This window comes from Pseudomonas sp. UBA1879, from assembly GCF_002338065.1.
Lineage (GTDB): Bacteria > Pseudomonadota > Gammaproteobacteria > Pseudomonadales > Pseudomonadaceae > Aquipseudomonas.
Window position 1 is genome coordinate 344,605 of the sequence record NZ_DDHJ01000001.1, and the last position, 21,856, is coordinate 366,460.

The window sequence follows — 21,856 nt, forward strand, 5'->3', positions numbered from 1 at the left end:
GCAGTGGGCTCCGGGTAAGCATGAAGGTTGTGATTACTTCACAGGGGCTTCAGTCTTGGTGCCATCTTTGTGCCAGGTGTAAACGACGAATTTGAAGTCTTTCAAGTCACCCTTGGCGTCAAAAGACAGATCGCCGGTAGGGGTCTTGAAGGAACCGGCGTGGATGGCGGCAGCCACTTTGGCGGTGTCTTCTGATTTGGCGGTCTTGATGGCGTCGGCGATGACTTCAACTGCGGCGTAAGCCGGGAACACGAAAGGACCGCTCGGGTCTTCTTTCTTCGCCTGGAACGCAGCGACCAGTTCTTTGTTGGCAGGGTCCTGGTCGAAAGATTTCGGCAGGGTGACCAGCAGGCCTTCGGAAGCGTCCTGAGCGATCTGCGAGATCGAGGCGTTGCCCACGCCTTCCGGACCCATGAAGCCAGCCTTCAGGCCTTTTTCCTGAGCCTGACGCAGAATCAGACCCAGCTCTGGGTGGTAGCCGCCGTAGTAAACGAAGTCGACGTTGGCTTGCTTCATTTTGGCGATCAGCGACGAGAAGTCCTTGTCGCCGGCGTTGATGCCTTCGAACAGGGCGACTTTGACGCCGTCTTTTTCCAGAGTTTGTTTGACGGCAGTGGCGATGCCTTCACCGTACTGCTGTTTGTCGTGGATCACAGCGACGATCTTCGGCTTGACTTGCTTGGCGATGTATTCGCCGGCTGCCGGGCCTTGGGCGCTGTCCAGACCGATGGTGCGGAAGACCAGCTTGTAGCCACGCGCGGTGATTTCCGGGCTGGTGGCGGCTGGGGTGATCATGATCACGCCTTCGTCTTCGTAGATGTCGGACGCTGGCTGAGTGGAGCTGGAGCACAGGTGGCCGACCACGAATTTCACGCCATCGTTGACCACTTTGTTGGCGACTGCGACCGCTTGTTTAGGGTCACAGGCGTCGTCGTATTCCACGGCTTCGAGCTTCTTGCCATCCACACCGCCTTTGGCGTTGATTTGCTCGATGGCCATCTTGGCACCGCTGAACTGCATGTCGCCGTACTGGGCAACCGCGCCGGTTTTCGGGCCAGCGATGCCGATCTTGATGGTGTCAGCTGCGAACGAATGGCTGGCGACCCCCGCCAGAACCAGTGCGGCAAACAGCTTGGAAATCTGATTAATACCCTTAGTCATGAATGCTCCACTCTTGCGTTTGTAGTTTTTATAATCCTGACGGCCAAAGCTGCAGGACCGGATTAATGTATCCAGGCCATGCCCCTGCAACTGTACCGGAACAGTTTAGAGCGCCGGTCGAGCGCTTGAAAAGCTGGCTGCGGGGTGCAGAACCTGTTGATGTCGCTTAATCGAAAGAAAGATACACAATCAAACCGAACCCGTCCGCAACGGATCACCTTCTTCATCGGCTTGAAGGAAATTCCCTGCAATCAATTACTTGTATCCGGGTTTGTCCATGGAGAACGCAGCGGTATCATTTGCGCCGATTTTCCAAACGGTGAAACCCATGACGCAAGAACCTAGCACCCTCTATGCCAAATTGCTTGGCGAAACGGCTTCTATCACTTGGAAAGAACTTGAACCGTTCTTTGCCAAGGGTGCCCTGTTGTGGGTCGAGCGTTCTCAGGATTTGATCGCGGTGGCCGAGGCATTTGCCGAAAATGCTGACGTAAAAGTGGCTGCCTGGCTGGAAAGCGGGGAAGTCAGCAAGCTCTCTGAATCAACGGCTTTGGACCTCTTCACCCGCGATCCGGCGTTGTGGGCGGTCGTGGTAGCGCCCTGGGTGCTGGTCCAGGAAAGGGCGTGATAGCGTCGTACGCCCTTTTTTGGTGCGATGACTGATGGCAAAGTGGGTAGGGCGGTAACTTTAAGTGTGGTGAGGTAGCAGGTTATGGGTTGGCTCGAGAGGGTTACTCTGATGCCTTTCAGGCCTATTCCCCACCAAGGCGGCTCCCACATCTTTTGCAACGTGCCGCATCCTGATGGACCGAGTTGCCGGCTTTTTGAGCAAGTCCCGAAATTGTGCGGCGAACACCAAGGCTAAAGACCTAGTCCATCAGGCCATGGCGCGTTTGAGCAGATGTAGGAGCGAGCTTGCTCGCGATAGGCCCGACCGGGCATCGAGGTAGCAATCTCAACCCAACCCAACCCAACCTCTACCCGATCACTCCAAATACCCCGTCTTCCCCGTATGCTGATTCAACGAGATCACCCGCGTCTTGCCGATCCGGTGACGGTAAATCTCCAGCAGGTATTTCACCGCTTTCTTCACGCTCTCCCGGGAGATGCGGATGTCGTAGATCGAAACGAAGCGCGATGTGTCGTCAATCAACTCCCGGTATTTCTTCTCGTACATCGGCTTGATCGCGTACCAGTTGGTGTCGAGGATTTTTGCCGGGTTTTCGTACTCGTTGAGCAGGTCGTCAATGCGTGCCTCGTCGAATTCGTCGCTCATGATGAAATCCAGAATCCAATTGTCCAGCGTGTCATCGAAGCGATACGGCTGGCGTGCGAAGCAGCGTTTGATGAACGCCACGATCAGCGTCAGGAAGTCGTCCGACAGGCACTGACTCTTGGCGATCAATGTGGTCAGCGACAGGTTGGCCGAGGCGCCGATCACGAGCGCATAACGCTTGAGCGTGGTGTTAGGGAAGAGGCTGTTGAGGTGTGTCTTCAGCCGGTTCAGGTCCATGTACGACAGCTTGTAATCCTTGGGCAGCGAGACGATCGACACCACCGACGAGCAATTTTTGAAGAAGTGCAGGTCGTGCAGCGCCGCCGCGTCGTAGCCCGACGCCTTGTATTGCTCCAGTGCCGCTCGATAACGGCGGGACTCGATCGGCAGCAGGCTGATGCCCTCGATGGCCTGGGTCATTTTGTTGAAATGCGGCAGGTCGATGCAGCGGAAGAACAGGTCGTCGATGTCCAGACGGGGCGGCTCTTTTTCGAACAGTTTGAGCTTGTCCGAACCCGGCAGCGGCGTCTCTGGCACCACCGATTCGGCGTAGGCAATCGCCACGGGCCCCGCCAGACTCATGAACAGATCGTTAGCGTCGAGCCGGATGGTCTCGCCGATGTCGATGCCGGCACGACGGAAATAGTTCTGGTCGTAGTCAGTCGTGACCGCCTGCGCCGTCAGAATGTTGAAGATCTGCTGTGAGATGTATTGGTTGGCGTGACGCTCCATGGCGTTGACGTCGATGTCCCTTGCTGATCGGCGCCGCGGCGAGCTTCTTGACCGTGAAACGCCCTGCATGAGGATTGCTTCACAGCTCAGCGTTGCGGACGGGAGCGAAAGCGGTCAGGCCGCGGATGCCCGGTTTCGCGAAGGCCTTCTTCGGTAATGGGCTGGCCGACAGTCTGTTCGACGGTTTTTAGCAGGTGCATGGAGGGCGACAATTCAAAGGAAGCGCGCTGGTTCAGCTGCTGAACCAACGGCTTGAGCGTTTCCAGGGGCACGGGTTTGCTGAACAGATAACCTTGCACGTAATCGCACCCGTATGCGCTCAGGAACGCCAGTTGCGCCGGGGTTTCGACGCCCTCGGTGACCACTTTGAGGTGCAGTGTGTGGGCCATGACGATGATCGCCTGCACGATTTCCATGTCTTGCGGGGATTTCGGGATGTCGATGATGAACGAGCGGTCGATCTTCACCGTATCGAGCGGCAGGCGTTTGAGGTAAGCCAGCGACGAATAACCCGTGCCGAAATCGTCGATGGACAAGGCCACGCCCAGCTTGCGTATCTCATTGAGCAACAGCACCGTGTTGCTGATGTTCCCCATCAGCGCGTTTTCCGTGACCTCCAGTTCAAGCCGTTGCGGGGCCACGCCGGCTTCCTTGAGCGCGCTGTCCATCTCATGCACCAGTTCCTCGCGGGCCAGGTTCAGCGCCGAACAGTTCACGGCGATCACCAGGTCTTCGAAACCGCTTTCGCTCAGATGAGCCAGATCCTGACAGGCCCGGCGCAAGACCCAGTTGTCCAGCTCGGCGATCAGTCCGTTGGTTTCGGCGATGGTAATGAAACGATCCGGGGTCAACAGGCCTTGGGTCGGGTGCTGCCATCGCACCAACGCTTCGAGCTTGGCGACGTGCCCGGTACGCAGGTCGACGATGGGTTGGTAATACAGCTGCAGGCCTTGCTCTTCGGTCAACGCGTTGCGCAGTTGCTCCTCAAGGTGCAGGGCCATGCTGGCCTGGGTTTTCAGGTTGTCATTAAAAAAGTGCAGCGTGTTGCGGCCATTGCCCTTGGATTCGTAGAGCGCAAGGTCCGCATGTTTGAGCAATTCATCGCACGTCTCGCCATTATCGGGAAACAGGCTGATACCGATGCTGGTGCTCATGACCATGCGCCGACCGTTCAAAGCGATGGGGTCTTTCATTTTGGCCATGACCCGCTGCGCCATGTGGCGTGCCTCTTCGACGTTTTGCAGCTCGATGAGAATGCAGAACTCGTCACCGCCAAAACGGGCGACGACGTCGTTGGCTCGCGTGGCGCCACGGATGCGGTCGGCGATGACCTTCAGCAGTTCGTCCCCGGCGTCATGGCCGAGGCTGTCGTTGATGCGCTTGAAGTGGTCGACGTCCAGAAACATCACGGCCAGCATGCCTTGCGCCTGTTTTTGCTCCGTCAGGCGTTCGGCAAATATCTGATTGAAGCCGCGACGGTTGATCAGGTTGGTGAGGGCGTCGTAATGGGCGACTTGTTGCAATGACGCCCTGGCCTGATCGAGCTGGCTGAGCAGTGCGTTGACGCGCGCCAGATCGCGTTCCTTGGCTTGCAGCTTCTTGTCGGCCATCGCGGCGCTGATACTGGCGGCGATGATCAGCAGCACGATCAACGCGATGGTCAGACTCAACTGCAGGCTGTTTTCAGTGGCGGGCATCTGCATCGGCGTGTCATCGGGCACCCTCAACTGCAGTGCCCACATGCCCATGAAGTGGGTGCTGACGATCCCTGCGCCGAGCACCAGGCTCGCCCCGTATTTCAGTAATTGATGCAACGCCCCTGTGTCTTTGCGCAAATGAATGGCCAATACCAGCGCGGTCAGGCTGCTGGCAATGGCGACCACGATGGAACCTGCGAACCGCCACGGCTCGTAATACTGGGTGGCGTCCGAACGCATGGCGGACATGCCGAGGTAATGCATCGCGATAATGCCGAGCCCGATGCATACCGAGGCACTCAGGTATTGGGTCAGGCGTAGCTCGGCATGACCGAGGGCGTTCATGGCCATCATCCCGGACACCAGCGCAATGGCCAGCGAAGCGATGGTCACGGTGAGGTCATAGTGCAATTCCAGCGGCGCCTGGAACGACAGCATGCTGATGAAATGCATGGCCCAAATGCCCACTGCCAGACACAGCGAACCAAGGGCGCGCCAGCGTAGACGCGCGTTGGCGTGTTCGACGTGGCCAACACGTTCGGCGATGTTGAGGGTGGCGAAGCTGGCGGCGCAGGCCACTACATAGGCGAGGATGATCAAGAGCGGGTTATGGCTGCCGTGGAGCATCACCCCGCCATGCGCTGGCATCGACGTTAAAAAATGCAAACCCAGCCAATCCATTGCACGCTCCATGTGTCCACTGCTGGCATGACCACCGTCTGAGTGACTGGTGGCATTTTGCGATGATTATAGGAGGCACCTATCTTTAAACACGCGCTGGTGGACGGACGTACCAACTATTTCGCGATAACCGTTATCGCGAATTGTTCTAAGCATAGGTAACAACGAGCGGTGATGTGACTTCGCCACTGTCGAGTGGTTCCACGGGCAACAAACCAAATGCAGCACGGGCGGCATCGCAGTCCGGGTTGTGCACCCCGTCAGTCCAGGACGCCTCGAATTCCCGGCAGGTACTGGAGCGTTTTTCATAAATCGAGCAACGCGTGCCCATACCCACTTCGCCCTGCAGAGCGGTGCAGCGCGGAGATTTGCAATCGGTGCCCAGCATCGCGACACGGCTGGGGCTGATGCTGCTGACCAAATCATCGGGCACGGTGCCTCCCGCGGACTCGCAGTCACCCCAAAAAAAAGACACGCGAAAGTGTGAACAGCAGGCACCACAATGCAGGCACGGACTCACGTCGGACATGGATGTAAACCGGAGAATGGATCAGGGAGGAGGGAAGCGATCCGGCGCTATTCTAGGCTTCCGGGTGGCGTTGGGAAGTGGGCGCTGAAAATATATTCCTTGCGTGTGGCGGCACGAAAACGCGTGGGTTTTGAGCGAAAGGTTGGAGCGCTACGGCGATGAAAAGGTATCAGTTCGGCGAATGATACGGGACAGTTTCGATAAGCCTGACTAGATTCAATTCTCGGCGCCTGCGTCTGGCCTCACAACAATAAGAAGAGACGACACATGCATCACTCCACTCAAGCCGCCAACGCTTGGCGCATCCTGTTTCTGCTGTTCTTGGCAAACCTGTTCAACTTCTTCGATCGCACGATCCCGGCCATCATCATCGAGCCGATCCGCAAGGAATGGCTGTTGAGCGACTTCCAATTGGGCATCATCGGCACGGCATTCACCCTTGTGTATGCCATCGCCGGGCTGCCGCTGGGACGGATGGCCGACACTGGATCGCGCCGTAAACTGATGGGGTGGGGGCTGGCCGTGTGGAGCGGGCTGACGGCCATAAATGGGCTGGTCGGCAATTTCTGGGCGTTTCTGCTGGTGCGCATGGGCGTGGGCATTGGCGAAGCCAGCTATGCACCTGCCGCGAACTCGCTGATCGGCGACCTGTTCCCCGCGCACAAACGCGCCCGGGCGATGGGTATTTTCATGCTCGGTTTGCCACTGGGCCTGCTGCTGGCGTTCTTCACCATTGGCGCGATGGTCAAGGCCTTCGACAGTTGGCGAGCGCCATTCTTCATTGCTGCCGTGCCGGGACTGATCCTCGCGGTCTTCATGTTTTTCATTCGTGAACCTGCCCGCGGCGCTGCGGAAAACGTGGCAACTTCCCAGGAAACCATTGACCGGCCGATTCGTCGCGTGCTGTCAATTCCGACATTTCGCTGGCTGGTGCTGGCAGGGCTGGCGTTCAACTTTGCGACCTACGCCTGTAATTCCTTCATGGTGCCGATGTTGCAGCGCTATTTCCTGCTTGCTCTGCACGAGGCAGCCATGGCGACCGGGTTGATCGTTGGCGTGACCGGTTTGATCGGCCTGACGGCAGGAGGCTGGGTGGCGGACAAGTTGCATCAACGCTGGGCCAGCGGTCGATTGATGTTCGCTTCGGTGAGCATGGCCATCGCCTGCCTGTGCACCGGCTTCGCGCTGCATGCCGGGCGCATCGAGATCGGGTTGTTCGTCGCGGTGTTCAGCGTGGGCTGGCTGTTTTCCTACAACTTCTACACCTGTGTTTACACAGCGATTCAAGACGTGGTGCAGCCCCGTTTACGCGCCACGGCGATGGCGCTGTTCTTCGCCGGGCTGTATTTACTGGGCGGTGGACTGGGACCGGTAGTAGCAGGGTTGCTGTCCGATCATTTCGCCCAAACAGCGATGGCAGCTGCCCAAGTCGAGCAAATGACCGAGCCGTTCAAAGCGGTGGGGTTGCATGACGCGATGATGTATCTGATTCCCGGCGCGCTGTTTTTCACGTTGGTGTTTCTGGCGATTGCCTCGAGAAGCTTTAGCCGCGACGCCCAGCGGATGCGCGTGGGCATGGCGGCGGATGAGCTGGGGGTGGGAGGGGTGAAGCCGTCAGTGGCTTGAATTGTGGGGTTTTCCTGGCTTGAGGAGCGCGGCTTGTCCCGCGATCGGCAGGGAACCGGTCGTAAGACCCAACAACACTGCGAGTGCTGATACACCGTGTTCTCTGGTTTTGCTTGCGCTTCGCACAAGATCGCGGGACAAGCCGCGCGCCTACAAGGTCTCCGTTCGCCGCACGATCTGCGGCGAACTGGGGATTTATCCTGCGACCAACACCCGGATCGCTTCCAGACGCAGCGCCGCTTTTTCCAGCATCGCCAGGCCTTGTTCACGCAGTTCGCGCAACGCAGTGATCTCGCTGTCGCGCACGGTCGGGTTGACCGCTTGCAACGCTGTCAAACGCGCCAGTTCTTCGTCGGTGTCGGCGGCCAGACGACGCTGCGCTTCGGCCACGCGCTCGGCGTGTTTCGGCGCCACTTTGGCTTCACCGGCGTTGATCTGCGGGTTTAACACATCGCGCTGTGCCTGAATGAATTTATTGGCGCTGGCGCGCGGCACGCTTTCCAGCTGATCGTTCAACGTGGTGAACGCGACGCGACCCGACAAATCGTTGCCGTTGGCGTCGAGCAGGCAGCGCAGGGCGGCCGGTGGCAAGTAGCGACCCAGTTGCAAGGCGCGCGGCGCGACCACTTCACTGACGTACAGCAATTCCAGCAGCACGGTGCCGGGTTTCAGCGCCTTGTTCTTGATCAGCGCAACAGCGGTGTTGCCCATCGAGCCGGACAGCACCAGGTCCATGCCGCCCTGCACCATCGGGTGCTCCCAGGTAATGAATTGCATGTCCTCGCGGGACAGCGCCTGATTGCGGTCGTAGGTGATGGTCACGCCTTCGTCGTCGCCCAATGGAAAGCTGGCGTCGAGCATCTTTTCGCTGGGCTTGAGGATCAGAGCATTTTCCGAATGGTCTTCGCTGTCGATGCCGAAAGCGTCGAACAGGGTTTCCATGTAGATCGGCAGGGTGAACTGATCGTCCTGTTCCAGAATGGCTTCGACCAACGCATCGCCTTCGCCTGCGCCGCCGGAATTGAGCTCCAGCAAGCGGTCACGGCCGGTGTGCAGCTCGCTTTCCAGACGCTCACGCTCAGCGCGTGCCTCGCTGACCAGTGCTTGCCAGTCGTCCTCGTCGCCGCCTTCGAGTTGCGGCAGCAGGCGCGGGCCGAACTGATGTTGCAGGGCGTTGCCGGTCGGGCAAGTGTTGAGGAAAGCATTCAGCGCTTCGTGATACCACTGGAACAGTCGCTCCTGCGGGCTGGTTTCCAGATAGGGCACGTGCAGTTCGATGATGTGCTTCTGGCCGATCCGGTCCAGACGGCCAATGCGTTGCTCCAGCAGGTCCGGGTGCGCTGGCAGGTCGAACAGCACCAGATGATGCGAGAACTGGAAGTTGCGACCCTCACTACCGATTTCCGAGCAGATCAGCACCTGTGCGCCAAACTCTTCGTCTGCGAAGTACGCGGCAGCGCGGTCGCGTTCGAGGATGTTCATGCCTTCATGGAACACCGTGGCGGGGATGCCGGAGCGCACGCGCAGGGCGTCTTCCAGGTCCATCGCGGTTTCGGCGTGGGCGCAGATCACCAGCACTTTGACGCGCTTGAGCATTTTCAGCGTGTCGATCAGCCAGTCAACGCGGGGGTCGAAACGCCACCAGCGCTCATCTTCGCCGGTCTCGCCCTGGGCCTGGAAGCTGACTTCCGGGTACAGGTCGGCATGTTCGCCAATGGGCAGTTCGAGGTATTCGGCCGGGCAGGGCAGGGGGTACGGGTGCAGCTTGCGCTCCGGAAAACCTTGCACGGCGGCACGGGTGTTGCGGAACAGCACCCGGCCCGTGCCATGGCGATCCAGCAGTTCGCGGATCAGGCGAGCGCTGGCTTCGGTGTCGCCGTCGGCCACGGCGGCCAACAGGGCTTCGCCTTCGGCCCCCAGGAAACCCTGGATGGTCTGGTGCGCTTTCGGCGAAAGACGGCCCTGATCCAGCAGTTCCTGAACGGCCTCGGCCACCGGACGATAGTTTTCGCTCTCGGCACGGAAGGCCTGGAGATCGTGGAAACGGTTCGGGTCAAGCAGGCGCAGGCGGGCGAAATGGCTGTCCTGGCCCAGCTGTTCAGGGGTCGCAGTGAGCAGCAGCACGCCGGGGATGACTTCGGCCAGTTGCTCGACCAGCGAGTATTCCCGGCTGGCCTTCTCTTCGTGCCAGACCAGATGGTGGGCTTCGTCGACCACCATCAGATCCCAGCCAGCGGCGAACAGCGCGTCCTGGGCCTTTTCGTCTTCGACCAGCCATTCCAGCGAGACCAGCGCCAGTTGCGTGTCTTCGAACGGGTTGCTGGCATCGCTTTCAATGAAACGCTCGGCATCGAACAGCGCGACCTGCAGGTTGAAACGGCGGCGCATCTCCACCAGCCATTGGTGTTGCAGGTTTTCCGGGACCAGGATCAGCACGCGGCTGGCGCGGCCCGACAGCAACTGGCGATGGATGACCAGACCCGCTTCAATGGTTTTGCCCAGGCCCACTTCGTCGGCGAGCAGGACCCGCGGAGCGATGCGGTCAGCGACTTCTCGGGCGATGTGCAGTTGATGTGCGATCGGCTGTGCGCGAACACCGCCCAGGCCCCACAGCGAGGACTGCAACTGACGGCTGGTGTGTTCCAGCGTGTGGTAGCGCAGTGAGAACCACGGCAACGGGTCGATCTGCCCGGCGAACAGGCGGTCACTGGCCAGACGGAACTGAATGAAGTTGGAGAGTTGGGTTTCCGGCAGCGTGACCGGCTGATTCTGCGCATTCAGGCCGTGGTAGACCAACAGGCCATCGACGTCTTCGACCTCACGCACGGTCATCTTCCAGTTCTCGAAATGGGTGATGGTGTCACCCGGCGAGAACCGTACCCGCGTCAGAGGAGCGTTGCGCAATGCATACTGGCGGGTGTCGCCAGTGGCCGGATAGAGCACGGTCAACAAGCGGCCGTCCTGAGCCAGAACGGTGCCCAAACCCAGCTCGGCTTCGCTGTCGCTAATCCAGCGTTGCCCCGGTTGATACTGCTGCGCCATGCTGCCTGACTCCCGCCTTTAAAAAGCCGACTATGGTAACGGAACACGCCGTCGAGCCAAAGCGCTTGTGCGGTCCATGTTGTAAAAGCCCGGTATTTACTGGGTATAAGGCTGCAAACGGGCACTTGTTGCGAGCAACATAGTCGAAACTTCCTCGAATACCGGCTCAAGTCGACGAAACGGCAGCCGACAGCCTGATAACAGGAGACCATTACCATGCTGCCACCGCTGATCCCCTTGAGCGCGGCCCCCGTTACCTCGCAGCAGGACCCGGTCAAACCTACGCCTGACATTCCACCTGTCACGCCAGTGCAGCCGAGTTCCAGCGACAGCACCATCGACATGGGCGAGCGCGATCCAGAGCAGGCTCAGTACCTGTTGCGCGAAGAGCAGCGCCAACAGGACAGGCGCCGCCGCGACCGACGCACACGCGATCGTCATCCCGATCTGAATGAAGAGGAAACGGTGGAGCCCACTGTGCACACCGGCCCGGCGATGCCTGGCGAATACCTCAACGCTGACAACACCGTGCCGGTGGTGCCTATCATCGACGATGAGCCGCGTCAGGGCCTGTGGGTGGATTTGAAAGTCTGAGGTGCTGGTCAGCGCCCACGGGATTGCGCATTATTGGCGTCATTGAGCATTCGAGAGCTGCACGCCATGAGCGATGAAAAACTGGTAGATCTGAACGTCGAGCGCGCCAAGCGTGTCCACGACCTCAATGACAAGCGGCTCAACGAAGTGCGTCAGGCTTTCGAGCAGGCGATGCCGCTGGGCAAGACCAAGAAGAAAAGCAAGAACAAGCCGAAGAAACGCTAGTCACCCTCCTTTTCGTTACCCTCCTTTCTGCAAGTCCCCCCGACCTGATCGATCTGTACGCGCGTTCTCTGGGCTGCGCGGGATTGATCTGGGTCAACACACCTCCTTCTGCCTCTGGTTAATCTGCGCCTATCGAACAGGGTGACAGCAGGAGCGGCGCTTATGTTTCTCGATCATGCGGTGATAGCGGGTGTGGTCACGGTGATGCTGATACTCAGTTTATTTGCGCTGCTTGCACTGTTTATCTGGAGAGACTCGCGGACGCGCGGTGAGGATTGAGTCTCCTGTACAAAGAGCACGCAAGGCATTTGGGGCAACTTCGGTTGCCCATTTTTTTGATTTCTCAAGGCTTCTTCGGATGCGGGGCTCTGTTTCGCTGGAGCCAGGTTGCTGGCGAAGGGGCCATGCCAGCCAGCCTATCTGAGATTGATACACCGCTTTCGCCAGCCAGCCGGCTCCCACAGGTACGACATCGGGCGCAGATTTATGGCCAGTGCACGACCTTGCGGGTGCGTTTTGCCAGCCAACACAGAATCTCCACCGTTTGAAACTAAGACCACATCGCGACTGGGGTGCAGGAAGGAGGTAAACCCTCTGTGCCCCAGGCCGCGCTGATGTCAGTGTCGCTTCAGGCGCCAGATGCGCGCATTACCCCACCGTGATCGTCGGCAATTCCGTCAGGCTCACGGTTTGCCCTTTGCGTGGCGCAAGAATTTCAGCCTCGCCATCCACGACCAACTCTTCATTCTGGTTGAACACCCGTGTCGCGATCCGCACGCGAAACTTGGGCAGCTTTTCCAGGATTTCCAATCGCACGGTCAACGTGTCGCCAATCTTCACCGGCTTCTGGAACGTCATCTTCTGACCCAGATAAATCGTGCCTGGCCCAGGCAGTTCACACGCCACCGCCGCACTGATCAACGCACCGCTGAACATGCCGTGGGCGATGCGATCCTTGAACATGGTTTGAGCGGCGAACGCTGCATCCAGATGCACCGGGTTGCGGTCGCCGGACATCTCGGCGAACAGCTGAATGTGACGTTCTTCGACGGTCTTGCTGTAGCTGGCGGTCTGGCCGACTTCCAAAGCTTCGTAAGGTGTGTTGGTGACTTCAGTCATGTGGCGGTCCTGTAACGTTCAAAAAAATGAAAAAGGCGTCATTCGCTGCGGGGTGGCCGGGGCTCTGTCAGCGCATCTTCGAGCCAGGCGAGTAGATCATGAGTAACCTCCTCGCGGTGGGTCTCGTTGAGAATTTCATGCCGGGCCTGGGGATAGATCTTCAGGGTCACGAACCCATGACCGGATTCCGTCAGCGCATCGGCCAGATCCTTCAGACGCTTGCCTTCGCTCACCGGATCACATTCGCCGCCAATGATCAGTATCGGCAGGCGCTTATCGATCTGCGCCAGGTTCGACGGTTTGCTGATCTGCTGCAGGCCGCGCAGCATGTCCAGCCACAGCTGATTGGTACAGCGAAAGCCGCACAGCGGGTCTTGTAGGTATCGGTCGACTTCGACCGGGTCGCGGCTGAGCCAGTCGAATGGCGTCCGCGCGGGCTTGAAGTGCTTGTTGAAAGCGCCGAACGACAGAAACTCGATCAGCGCGCTGCGCCCGGTCGGTCCTTGGCGCCAACGCTCCAGGCGGGCGATCACAGCGGCCGCGCGATAGAGCGAAACCGGCTGGAAGTTCGAGCCACTGAGCACCGCGCCCTGGAGGCTGGCGCTGTGGTGCAGCAAATACGCCTGAGCGATGTAGCTGCCCATGCTGTGGCCCAGTAAAAACACCGGCGCCCCCGGATGGCGCTCGCCAACCGTGGCATTCAGCAGGGCCAGATCGCCGAGCACTGTGTTCCAGCCGTCGTGATCGGCGTAATGCCCAAGGACACCGTGAGCTGCGGTACGCCCATGGCCACGTTGGTCATGGGCGTACAAGGCAAAACCCGCTCCAGCCAGTGCGACACCCAGGCGCTCGTAACGTCCGCTGTGCTCGGCCATGCCATGGGAAAGCATGACAACCGCCTTGGGCTCATCAAAGGGCAACCATGCATTCACGTACAGGCGAGTGTGATCAGAGGTGTCCAGCCAAAAAGCATCCTGTTTCATGGTGTGTCCCTGGCCCTGTATAAAATTGTCGTGAAATTGCACTGTAACGATGGCTTTAAAGCAGTGTATAGCCGTTGCGCAATGACGGTCCGATCACCCACGAGATTCACGTCATTGATGACGCCCCGGGGCCTGTTTGCCTTCTCGGGGTTAGCTGCTAACGTCCGGCAATCACCGGTACTCTCAGGTAAGAGGATAAAAACAACATGCAACCTGACTTCTGGAACGACAAGCGCCCGGCGGGCGTCCTCTCTGAAGTGGACCTTCACGCGTATACATCCGTGGTCGAGGTTTTCGAGCGCAGTTGCAAGCAATACGCGGATCGCCCGGCCTACAGCAACCTGGGCGTGACCCTGACTTACGCCGAGCTGGAGCGCCAGTCGGCGGCCTTCGCCGGTTACCTTCAGCAGCAGACCGAGCTAAAGCCGGGCGACCGCATTGCGGTGCAGATGCCGAACCTGATCCAGTACCCCATCGCCGTCTTCGGTGCCCTGCGCGCCGGGCTGATCGTGGTCAACACCAACCCGCTGTACACGGCCCGCGAGATGCGCCATCAGTTCAAGGACGCCGGTGTCCGGGCATTGGTCTACCTCAACGTGTTCGGCAAGAACGTGCAGGAGGTGTTGCCCGATACCGACATTCAATACTTGATCGAAGTGAAGATGGGCGACCTGCAGTCGGCGGCCAAGGGCTGGCTGATCAATACTGTGGTCGAGAAGGTCAAGAAGATGGTCCCGGCCTACGACCTGCCGCAAGCGATCTCGTTCAAGCGCGCGCTCAAGTTGGGGCGTGGCGACCGCCTGACACAGGTGCCGCTGGATCTGGAAGACATCGCCGTTCTGCAATACACCGGTGGCACCACCGGTTCGCCCAAGGGGGCGATGCTGACTCACGGCAATCTGGTCGCAAACATGCAGCAGGTCTATGCGTGCATGCTTCAGCACGGGCCGGATGGCCTGCCGATCTTCAAGCAGGGCAGCGAAATCATGATCGCGCCGCTGCCGATGTACCACATCTACGCGTTCACCTGTAATTGCATGTGCATGATGGTCAGCGGCAACCACAACGTATTGATCACCAATCCGCGGGACATTGGCGGGTTCATCAAAGAGCTGAAGAAATGGAAATTCTCGGCGATGCTGGGGCTCAACACGCTGTTCGTGGCATTGATGGATCATCCTGAATTCAAGAGTCTGGATTTCTCCCACCTGCGCCTGACCAACTCCGGCGGCACCGCGTTGGTGAAATCCACTGCCGAGCGTTGGTTGAAGCTGACCGGATGTCCCATCGTCGAGGGCTACGGGCTGACTGAAACCTCCCCCGTGGCCACCGCCAACCCCTATGGCGACCAGTCGAAACTGGGCACCGTCGGCATGCCGGTCCCCGGCACCACCGCCAAGGTCATCAACGACGATGGAGTCGAGTTGCCGGTAGGCGAACGCGGCGAATTGTGCCTGAAAGGACCGCAGATCATGCTCGGTTACTGGCACAAACCCGACGCGACCGCCGAGGTGATCGACAGCGAAGGCTGGCTGAAAACCGGCGATATCGCCGTGATCGATCCCGACGGCTTCATTCGCATCGTTGACCGTAAAAAAGACCTGATCATCGTGTCGGGCTTCAACGTGTATCCCAACGAAATCGAAGACGTAGTCTCGCGTCACCCGAAGGTCGCCAACTGCGCCGTGATCGGCGTGGCGGACGAGCGCTCGGGTGAGGCGGTGAAGTTGTTCGTCGTGCCGCGCGACGCCAGCCTGACCGTCGACGACCTCAAGGCTTACTGCAAAGAAAACTTCACGGGCTACAAGATCCCCAAACACGTCGTGTTACGGGAATCGCTGCCGATGACGCCCGTGGGCAAAATTTTGCGACGCGAGTTACGCGACCCGGCCTGAAGCGGCTATATAAACGAACGGCGTGTTGAGAAACACGCCGTTTTTTTTATGTGGCGAGGCCCATCCCTGTGGGCGTGAGCTTGCTCGCGAAGCGTGTCTTCATCCACTGTTGAGCTGTCGGGTCTGACGCCTTGCGAGCAGGCTCATGCCCACAGAATTGTCTGAATAGGCAGCACGCTGCATGAAATTTCGACATTTAGGTTCATTGCTCTAAACGTGACTGAAAAAACTTCAAGAGTCATGTTTATGACTGTAGAGGCCGCGTTTGCCTCTGGTCGACCCTTGGCAAAGCTGCTACGCTCGGCCCGCTTTTTGCCCAGTCGCCCGGTAAAAGGCGGTTGCTACAAACATTCCAAACACAAGAAATCATCGCATCAAGCGGTGTGTAGAAACGCTGTCGCTGAGGAGTCGGCTTCCATGATCGAAAACTTCTGGAAGGATAAATATCCGTCTGGTATCGCTGCCGAGATCGATCCGGACGCGTATCCAAACGTTCAGGCGGTATTGAAACAGTCCTGCGAGCGTTTCGCCAACAAACCCGCATTCAGCAACCTGGGCAAAACCCTCACCTACGGTGAGATGTATGAACTGTCCGGCGCTTTCGCTGCGTATCTTCAACAGCACACCGACCTGCAACCGGGCGACCGCATCGCGGTGCAACTGCCCAACGTGCTGCAATACCCGATCGCCGTGTTCGGTGCCATTCGCGCCGGGCTGATCGTGGTCAACACCAACCCGCTGTACACGGCGCGGGAAATGGAACACCAATTCAACGACTCCGGTGCCAAAGCGCTGGTGTGCCTGGCAAACATGGCACACCTGGCCGAAAAGGTCGTGCCGAAAACCCAGGTCAAACACGTCATCGTCACCGAAGTCGCCGACCTGCTGCCGCCGCTCAAACGCTTGCTGATCAACAGCGTCATCAAGTACGTGAAAAAGATGGTGCCGCCGTTTCATCTGCCTAAAGCCGTCACGTTCAATCACGTGCTGGCGTGGGGTCGGGGCAAAGCGATCTCCGATGCATCGCCGAAAAGCGACGACGTGGCCGTGCTGCAATACACCGGCGGCACCACCGGGGTGGCCAAGGGCGCGATGCTCACCCACCGTAACCTGATCGCCAACATGCTGCAGTGCAAGGCGCTCATGGGCTCCAACCTCAACGAAGGCATGGAAGTGCTGATCACGCCACTGCCGCTTTATCACATCTACGCGTTCACGTTTCACTGCATGTCGATGATGCTGAGCGGCAACCACAACATCCTCATCAGCAACCCGCGCGACCTGTCGGCGATGGTCAAGGAACTGTCGAAATGGAAGTTCAGCGGTTTCGTGGGGCTGAACACGCTGTTCGTGGCACTGTGCAACAACGCTGACTTCCGCAATCTGGACTTCTCCGCACTGAAGCTCACGCTGTCAGGCGGCATGGCGTTGCAACAGGCGGCGGCCGAGCGCTGGAGGGAAGTGACCGGCTGCTCGATTTGCGAAGGCTACGGCATGACCGAAACCAGCCCGGTGGCGAGCGTCAACCCGATCCAGAAAATTCAGATGGGCACCATCGGCATTCCGGTGCCGTCGACTTTGTGCAAAACCATCAACGACGCGGGTGAAGAGTTGCCGCTGGGCGAAGTCGGCGAGTTGTGCGTCAAGGGCCCGCAGGTGATGAAAGGCTACTGGCAGCGTCAGGACGCCACGGATGAAATGCTCGACGCCGAAGGCTGGTTGAAAACCGGCGACATCGCGATCATTCAGCCCGACGGCTACATGCGCATCGTCGACCGCAAGAAGGACATGATTCTGGTGTCCGGTTTCAACGTCTACCCGAACGAACTGGAGGACGTACTGGCCAGCTTGCCAGGCGTGTTGCAAAGCGCGGCCATCGGGGTGCCGGACGATAAATCCGGTGAGGCGATCAAGATCTTCGTGGTGGTCAAACCCGGCGCAACGCTGACCAAGGATCAGGTCATGGAACACATGCGCGCCAATGTCACGGCCTACAAAGTGCCTCGCAACGTGGAATTCCGCGACGCGTTGCCGACCACTAACGTCGGCAAGATCCTGCGCCGCGAACTGCGGGACGAAGAGTTGAAGAAGCTGGCGTTGAAAAAACCGGCGTGATTCGCTGCCATGCCACAAACCCCGCCTTCGTGCGGGGTTTGTCGTTTGTGAGCCAGATGCGATCCCGTGGGAGCCGGCTTGCTGGCGAATGCGTCCGGTCAGGCAACGCTGCATTGAATGACACACCGCTTTCGCCAGCAAGCCGGCTCCCACAGGGATTTGCGTATGTCTGCAGATATGCATCAGGCCCTTTAAATCTGCGACAATCCGCGCCCTGCATTCAGATAGAAAAGACTTCGCGCCCTGATGACCGACGAATCGCCCTCCATCGACCAGCTGTCCAAGAACCTCGACCACGGGATGATCAGTGATCGTCATCGCCTGCGTCGCCAGTTGCACGAGCTGCGCAAGAAGCCTGACGAAGGCAAGCTGGCGCAGTGGGTCGAGCGGGTTCAGGCGTCGTGCGCGCTGGTGACGTCGCGCAAGCAGAGCGTGCCGACGATCCGCTACGACGAAAACCTGCCGATCGCCGCCAAGCGTGACGAGATCAAAGACGCGTTGCTCAAGCACCAGGTGCTGATCATCGCGGGGGAAACCGGCTCAGGCAAAACCACCCAGCTGCCGAAAATCTGCCTGGAAATCGGCCGCGGCCAGCACGGCCTCATCGGCCACACCCAGCCTCGCCGGATTGCCGCACGCAGCGTCGCCAGTCGGGTCGCGGAAGAAATCGGCACACCGTTGGGCGCGCTGGTCGGCTATCAGGTGCGCTTCGAGGACCAAAGCGATCAAAACACCCTGATCAAGCTGATGACCGACGGCATCCTGCTCGCCGAAACCCAGCACGACCGTTTTCTGGAGCGTTACGACACGATCATCGTCGATGAAGCCCACGAGCGCAGCCTGAACATCGATTTCCTGCTCGGCTACCTGAAAACCCTGCTGCCACGCCGGCCGGACCTGAAAGTCATCATCACCTCGGCCACCATCGACCTCGAACGTTTCTCCGAGCATTTCGACAAGGCGCCGATCATTGAAGTCTCGGGTCGAACCTTCCCGGTCGAGACCTGGTATCGGCCCATGACGGCCGAGCAGGACGAAGAGGGCAACAGCGTCGAGGACGACCTGACCGTCGATCAGGCAATCCTCGCGACTCTCGACGAACTGGCCGCATTCGAACGCGCGGAACGCAAATCGCCAGGGGACGTGCTGGTCTTCCTGCCGGGCGAGCGCGAGATTCGTGACGCCGCCGAAATGCTGCGCAAGGCCCAGCTCAAGCACACCGAAATCCTGCCGCTGTACGCGCGTCTGTCGCCAGCCGAGCAGCAGCGGATCTTCCAGTCCCATCCCGGCCGTCGCGTGGTGCTGGCGACCAACGTCGCGGAAACCTCGCTGACCGTCCCCGGCATTCGCTACGTGATCGACACCGGTACTGCGCGGATCAGCCGTTACAGCTACCGCGCCAAGGTGCAGCGCCTGCCGATCGAGGCGATTTCCCAGGCCAGCGCCAATCAGCGTAAAGGCCGTTGCGGCCGGGTCGAACCAGGCCTTTGCGTGCGTCTGTACAGCGAAGAGGATTTTCTCTCGCGTCCGGAATTCACCGACCCCGAGATTCTTCGCACGAACCTGGCGGCGGTCATCCTGCAGATGCTGCACCTGCGTCTGGGCCAGATCACCGATTTCCCTTTCATCGAGCCGCCGGATGGCAAGGCCATCAGCGACGGTTTCAACCTGTTGCAAGAGCTGTCGGCAGTCAACCGGGAAAACCAGCTGACGCCGTTGGGTCGTCAACTGGCGCGTCTGCCGGTGGACCCGCGTATGGGCCGCATGCTGCTGGAAGCGGCGAAGCAGGGCAGTCTTCAGGAAGTTTTGATCGTCGCCAGCGCGATGTCGATCCAAGACCCTCGCGAGCGTCCGCCCGAACGCCAACAGGCTGCGGATCAGGCCCACGCTCAATGGAAGGATCAGGATTCGGACTTTGCCGGGCTGGTCAATCTGTGGCGCGGTTTCGAAGAGCAGCGCCAGGCGCTGACCGCCAGTCCGTTGCGTAACTGGTGTCGGCGCAATTTCCTCAATTATCTGCGGCTGCGTGAATGGCGCGATTCCCATCGCCAACTGAGCCTGATCTGTCGTGACCTGCAACTGGCCGTCAACAAAGACCCGGCCGATTACCCGAAATTTCACAAGGCGGTGCTGTCGGGCCTGCTCAGCCAGATCGGCCAGAAGACCGAAGAGGGCGATTACCTCGGGGCCCGTCAGCGTCGCTTCTGGGTTCACCCTTCATCGGGGCTGGGGCGCAAACGGCCGCAGTGGATCATGGCCGCCGAACTGGTGGAGACCACCAAGCTGTACGCGCGCATGGTGGCCAAGATCGAGCCGGACTGGATCGAGCCGCTGGCCACGCACCTGATCAAGAAAAACCACTTCGAGCCTCACTGGGAGAAAAAGCGCGGGCAGGTCGTCGCGTTCGAGCAAATCACCCTGTTCGGCCTGATCATCGTCGGGCGTCGCCCTGTGCATTTCGGGCCGATTGATCCGGTGGTCTCGCGCGAGTTGTTCATTCGTGAAGGGCTGGTGCGTGGGGAGATTCAATCCCGCGCCAAATGCCTGAGCGCCAACACCAGGCTGCTTGAACAGCTCGACGAACTGGAAGCCAAGGCGCGGCGTCGCGACATTCTGGCGGACGAAGAAACCTTGTTTCGCTTCTACGATGAGCGCCTGCCTGCCGAGATTCACCAGACCGCGACGTTCGACGCGTGGTATCGGATGGAAAGCCAGAAGAACCCGCAGCTGCTGATCATGCGCGAGGAAGACGTACTCGCGCGGGAGGCCAGCGAGGTCACGGCCAATCTGTACCCGGACACGCTGCGCCTGGGCGATCTGACCCTGCCGCTGACCTACCACTTTGAGCCTAATCATCCGCGCGACGGCGTGACATTGCGGGTGCCTGCGCCGCTGCTGTTGTCGCTGCCCGCCGAGCGTCTGGAGTGGCTGGTGCCGGGGCTGCTGGAGACCAAATGCGTGGCGCTGGTGCGCAACCTGCCCAAGGCGCTGCGCAAGAACTTCGTCCCGGTGCCGGATTTCGTCAAAGCGGCGTTGCAGCGCATGGTGTTCGCCGAAGGCTCGCTGCCCCAGGCGCTGGGCCGCGAGTTGTTGCGCATGACCGGGGCGCGGGTCTCTGATGAGGCGTGGGCTGAGGCCGCGCAGCAGGTGGAAAGCCACTTGAAGATGAACCTTGAAGTGGTCGATGCCAATGGCAAATTCCTCGGCGAAGGCCGCGATCTGGACGAGCTGACCGCGCGTTTCGCCGAGGCCGGGCAAGCGGCGTTGGCCGTGCCGCAGTCGGCCAAAAGCCAGCAGCCGGTGGAAGCCAAAGGCTTCGCCAAGGTCGAAGAGAAGACTCAGCAGAAGATCGCCGGGCTGTCGATGACGGTCTATCCGGCGCTGGTGGAAGAGGGCGGGGCGGTGAAGGAAGGGCGCTTCTCGACCCAGACTGAAGCCGAATATCAGCACCGGCGTGCCCTGCAGCGTTTACTGCTGCAACAGCTGGCCGAACCGACGAAATTCCTGCGCAGCAAATTGCCGGGGCAGACAGAGCTGGCATTGCTGTATCGCGACATGGGCCGGGTCGACGGGCTGATCGAAGACATTCTCCTGGCCAGTCTGGACAGCTGCATTCTCGAAGGCGAAGCCACATTGCCGCGCGATGGCGCAGGATTGATGTCGCTTGCCGAGCGCAAGCGCGGGGCCCTCACCGATCACGCCGAGCGTCTGGCGCGACTGACCCTGGACATTCTCACGTTGTGGCATGGCCTGCAAAAGCGCTTCAAAGGCAAGATCGACCTGGCCCAGGCCGTCGCGCTGAACGACATCAAGGCGCAGTTGGGCAACCTGGTGTATCCGGGCTTCGTGCGGGAGACCCCTGCGCTGTGGATCAAGGAGCTGCCGCGCTACCTCAAGGCCATTGAACTGCGCCTGGAGAAGCTCGGCAGTCAGGTGCAGAAGGACCGGGTCTGGAGCATTGAACTGGGCAACCTCTGGGCGCAATACCAGACCCGCGCCGACAAACATGCGCAGGAAGGCAAACGCGACCCTGAACTGGCGGTATACCGCTGGTGGCTGGAGGAATACCGCGTGTCGCTGTTCGGCCAACAGCTAGGGACCAAAGTGCCGATTTCGGACAAGCGCTTGAGTAAGCAGTGGAGTCAGGTGGAAGGCTAAGGTATTGCGCTGAAGCTTGTGGG

At 59.6% G+C, this 21,856-nt stretch carries 14 protein-coding genes and 1 pseudogene; 8 read left to right on the plus strand and 7 right to left on the minus strand.

Annotation, left to right across the window (positions count from 1 at the left end):
* Positions 1-33: 33 nt before the first annotated feature.
* The gene (locus B3N48_RS01570; RefSeq protein ID WP_296178771.1) at positions 34-1,161 is read right to left on the minus strand and encodes a branched-chain amino acid ABC transporter substrate-binding protein; all 1,128 of its coding nucleotides are present in this window, start codon (positions 1,159-1,161) and stop codon (positions 34-36) included.
* A gap of 328 nt (positions 1,162-1,489) precedes the next feature.
* Here B3N48_RS01570 and B3N48_RS01575 point away from each other — a divergent pair, with 328 nt between their 5' ends.
* The gene (locus B3N48_RS01575) at positions 1,490-1,789 is read left to right on the plus strand and encodes a DUF2288 domain-containing protein (protein ID WP_296178772.1); all 300 of its coding nucleotides are present in this window, start codon (positions 1,490-1,492) and stop codon (positions 1,787-1,789) included.
* 357 nt (positions 1,790-2,146) lie between these two features.
* Here the strand turns inward: B3N48_RS01575 and B3N48_RS01580 are convergent.
* The 3 genes and pseudogenes from B3N48_RS01580 to B3N48_RS01590 form a co-directional block, all read right to left on the minus strand.
* Positions 2,147-3,190, minus strand: a pseudogene (locus tag B3N48_RS01580) (hypothetical protein); the annotation flags it as partial.
* A 65-nt stretch (positions 3,191-3,255) separates the two neighbouring features.
* A complete protein-coding gene (locus B3N48_RS01585; RefSeq protein WP_349677015.1) occupies positions 3,256-5,547 on the minus strand; it encodes a putative bifunctional diguanylate cyclase/phosphodiesterase in 2,292 nt (763 codons plus the stop codon).
* A gap of 148 nt (positions 5,548-5,695) precedes the next feature.
* Entirely contained in the window at positions 5,696-6,076 is a 381-nt protein-coding gene (locus B3N48_RS01590; RefSeq protein ID WP_296178773.1) for a YkgJ family cysteine cluster protein, read from the minus strand.
* A gap of 219 nt (positions 6,077-6,295) precedes the next feature.
* Between B3N48_RS01590 and B3N48_RS01595 the strand changes: the two genes are divergently transcribed.
* Positions 6,296-7,702: a spinster family MFS transporter gene (locus B3N48_RS01595; protein ID WP_296178819.1), complete on the plus strand. Its 1,407-nt coding sequence runs from the start codon at positions 6,296-6,298 to the stop codon at positions 7,700-7,702.
* Between the two features lie 195 nt (positions 7,703-7,897).
* Here B3N48_RS01595 and rapA read toward each other — a convergent pair whose 3' ends face one another.
* Complete coding sequence (rapA, locus tag B3N48_RS01600) at positions 7,898-10,744, minus strand: RNA polymerase-associated protein RapA (protein ID WP_296178774.1); 2,847 nt, start codon at positions 10,742-10,744, stop codon at positions 7,898-7,900.
* 216 nt (positions 10,745-10,960) lie between these two features.
* Between rapA and B3N48_RS01605 the strand changes: the two genes are divergently transcribed.
* From B3N48_RS01605 to ccoM, 3 genes are all read left to right on the plus strand, one after another.
* Positions 10,961-11,338 carry an aspartate-semialdehyde dehydrogenase gene (locus B3N48_RS01605; protein ID WP_296178775.1) on the plus strand — a complete coding sequence of 126 codons (378 nt, stop codon included), beginning with the start codon at positions 10,961-10,963 and terminating at the stop codon, positions 11,336-11,338.
* A gap of 66 nt (positions 11,339-11,404) precedes the next feature.
* On the plus strand, positions 11,405-11,563 hold the full coding sequence (locus tag B3N48_RS01610; protein WP_296178776.1) for a hypothetical protein: 159 nt from the start codon (positions 11,405-11,407) through the stop codon (positions 11,561-11,563).
* A gap of 162 nt (positions 11,564-11,725) precedes the next feature.
* Entirely contained in the window at positions 11,726-11,842 is a 117-nt protein-coding gene (gene ccoM, locus B3N48_RS01615; RefSeq protein WP_296178777.1) for a cytochrome c oxidase subunit CcoM, read from the plus strand.
* Positions 11,843-12,211: 369 nt separating this feature from the next.
* On the opposite strand, the gene B3N48_RS01620 is transcribed toward ccoM, so the two are convergent.
* Both B3N48_RS01620 and B3N48_RS01625 read right to left on the minus strand, forming a co-directional pair.
* Entirely contained in the window at positions 12,212-12,682 is a 471-nt protein-coding gene (locus tag B3N48_RS01620; protein ID WP_296178778.1) for a MaoC family dehydratase, read from the minus strand.
* A 38-nt stretch (positions 12,683-12,720) separates the two neighbouring features.
* On the minus strand, positions 12,721-13,665 hold the full coding sequence (locus B3N48_RS01625) for an alpha/beta hydrolase (RefSeq protein ID WP_296178779.1): 945 nt from the start codon (positions 13,663-13,665) through the stop codon (positions 12,721-12,723).
* Positions 13,666-13,871: 206 nt separating this feature from the next.
* Here B3N48_RS01625 and fadD2 point away from each other — a divergent pair, with 206 nt between their 5' ends.
* The 3 genes from fadD2 to hrpA all read left to right on the plus strand — a co-directional run bounded on the left by fadD2 (position 13,872) and on the right by hrpA (position 21,833).
* A complete protein-coding gene (gene fadD2 / locus B3N48_RS01630) occupies positions 13,872-15,560 on the plus strand; it encodes a long-chain-fatty-acid--CoA ligase FadD2 (RefSeq protein ID WP_296178780.1) in 1,689 nt (562 codons plus the stop codon).
* A gap of 417 nt (positions 15,561-15,977) precedes the next feature.
* Entirely contained in the window at positions 15,978-17,675 is a 1,698-nt protein-coding gene (gene fadD1 / locus B3N48_RS01635) for a long-chain-fatty-acid--CoA ligase FadD1 (RefSeq protein ID WP_296178781.1), read from the plus strand.
* 246 nt (positions 17,676-17,921) lie between these two features.
* Complete coding sequence (gene hrpA, locus B3N48_RS01640) at positions 17,922-21,833, plus strand: ATP-dependent RNA helicase HrpA (RefSeq protein WP_296178782.1); 3,912 nt, start codon at positions 17,922-17,924, stop codon at positions 21,831-21,833.
* Positions 21,834-21,856: the final 23 nt, after the last annotated feature.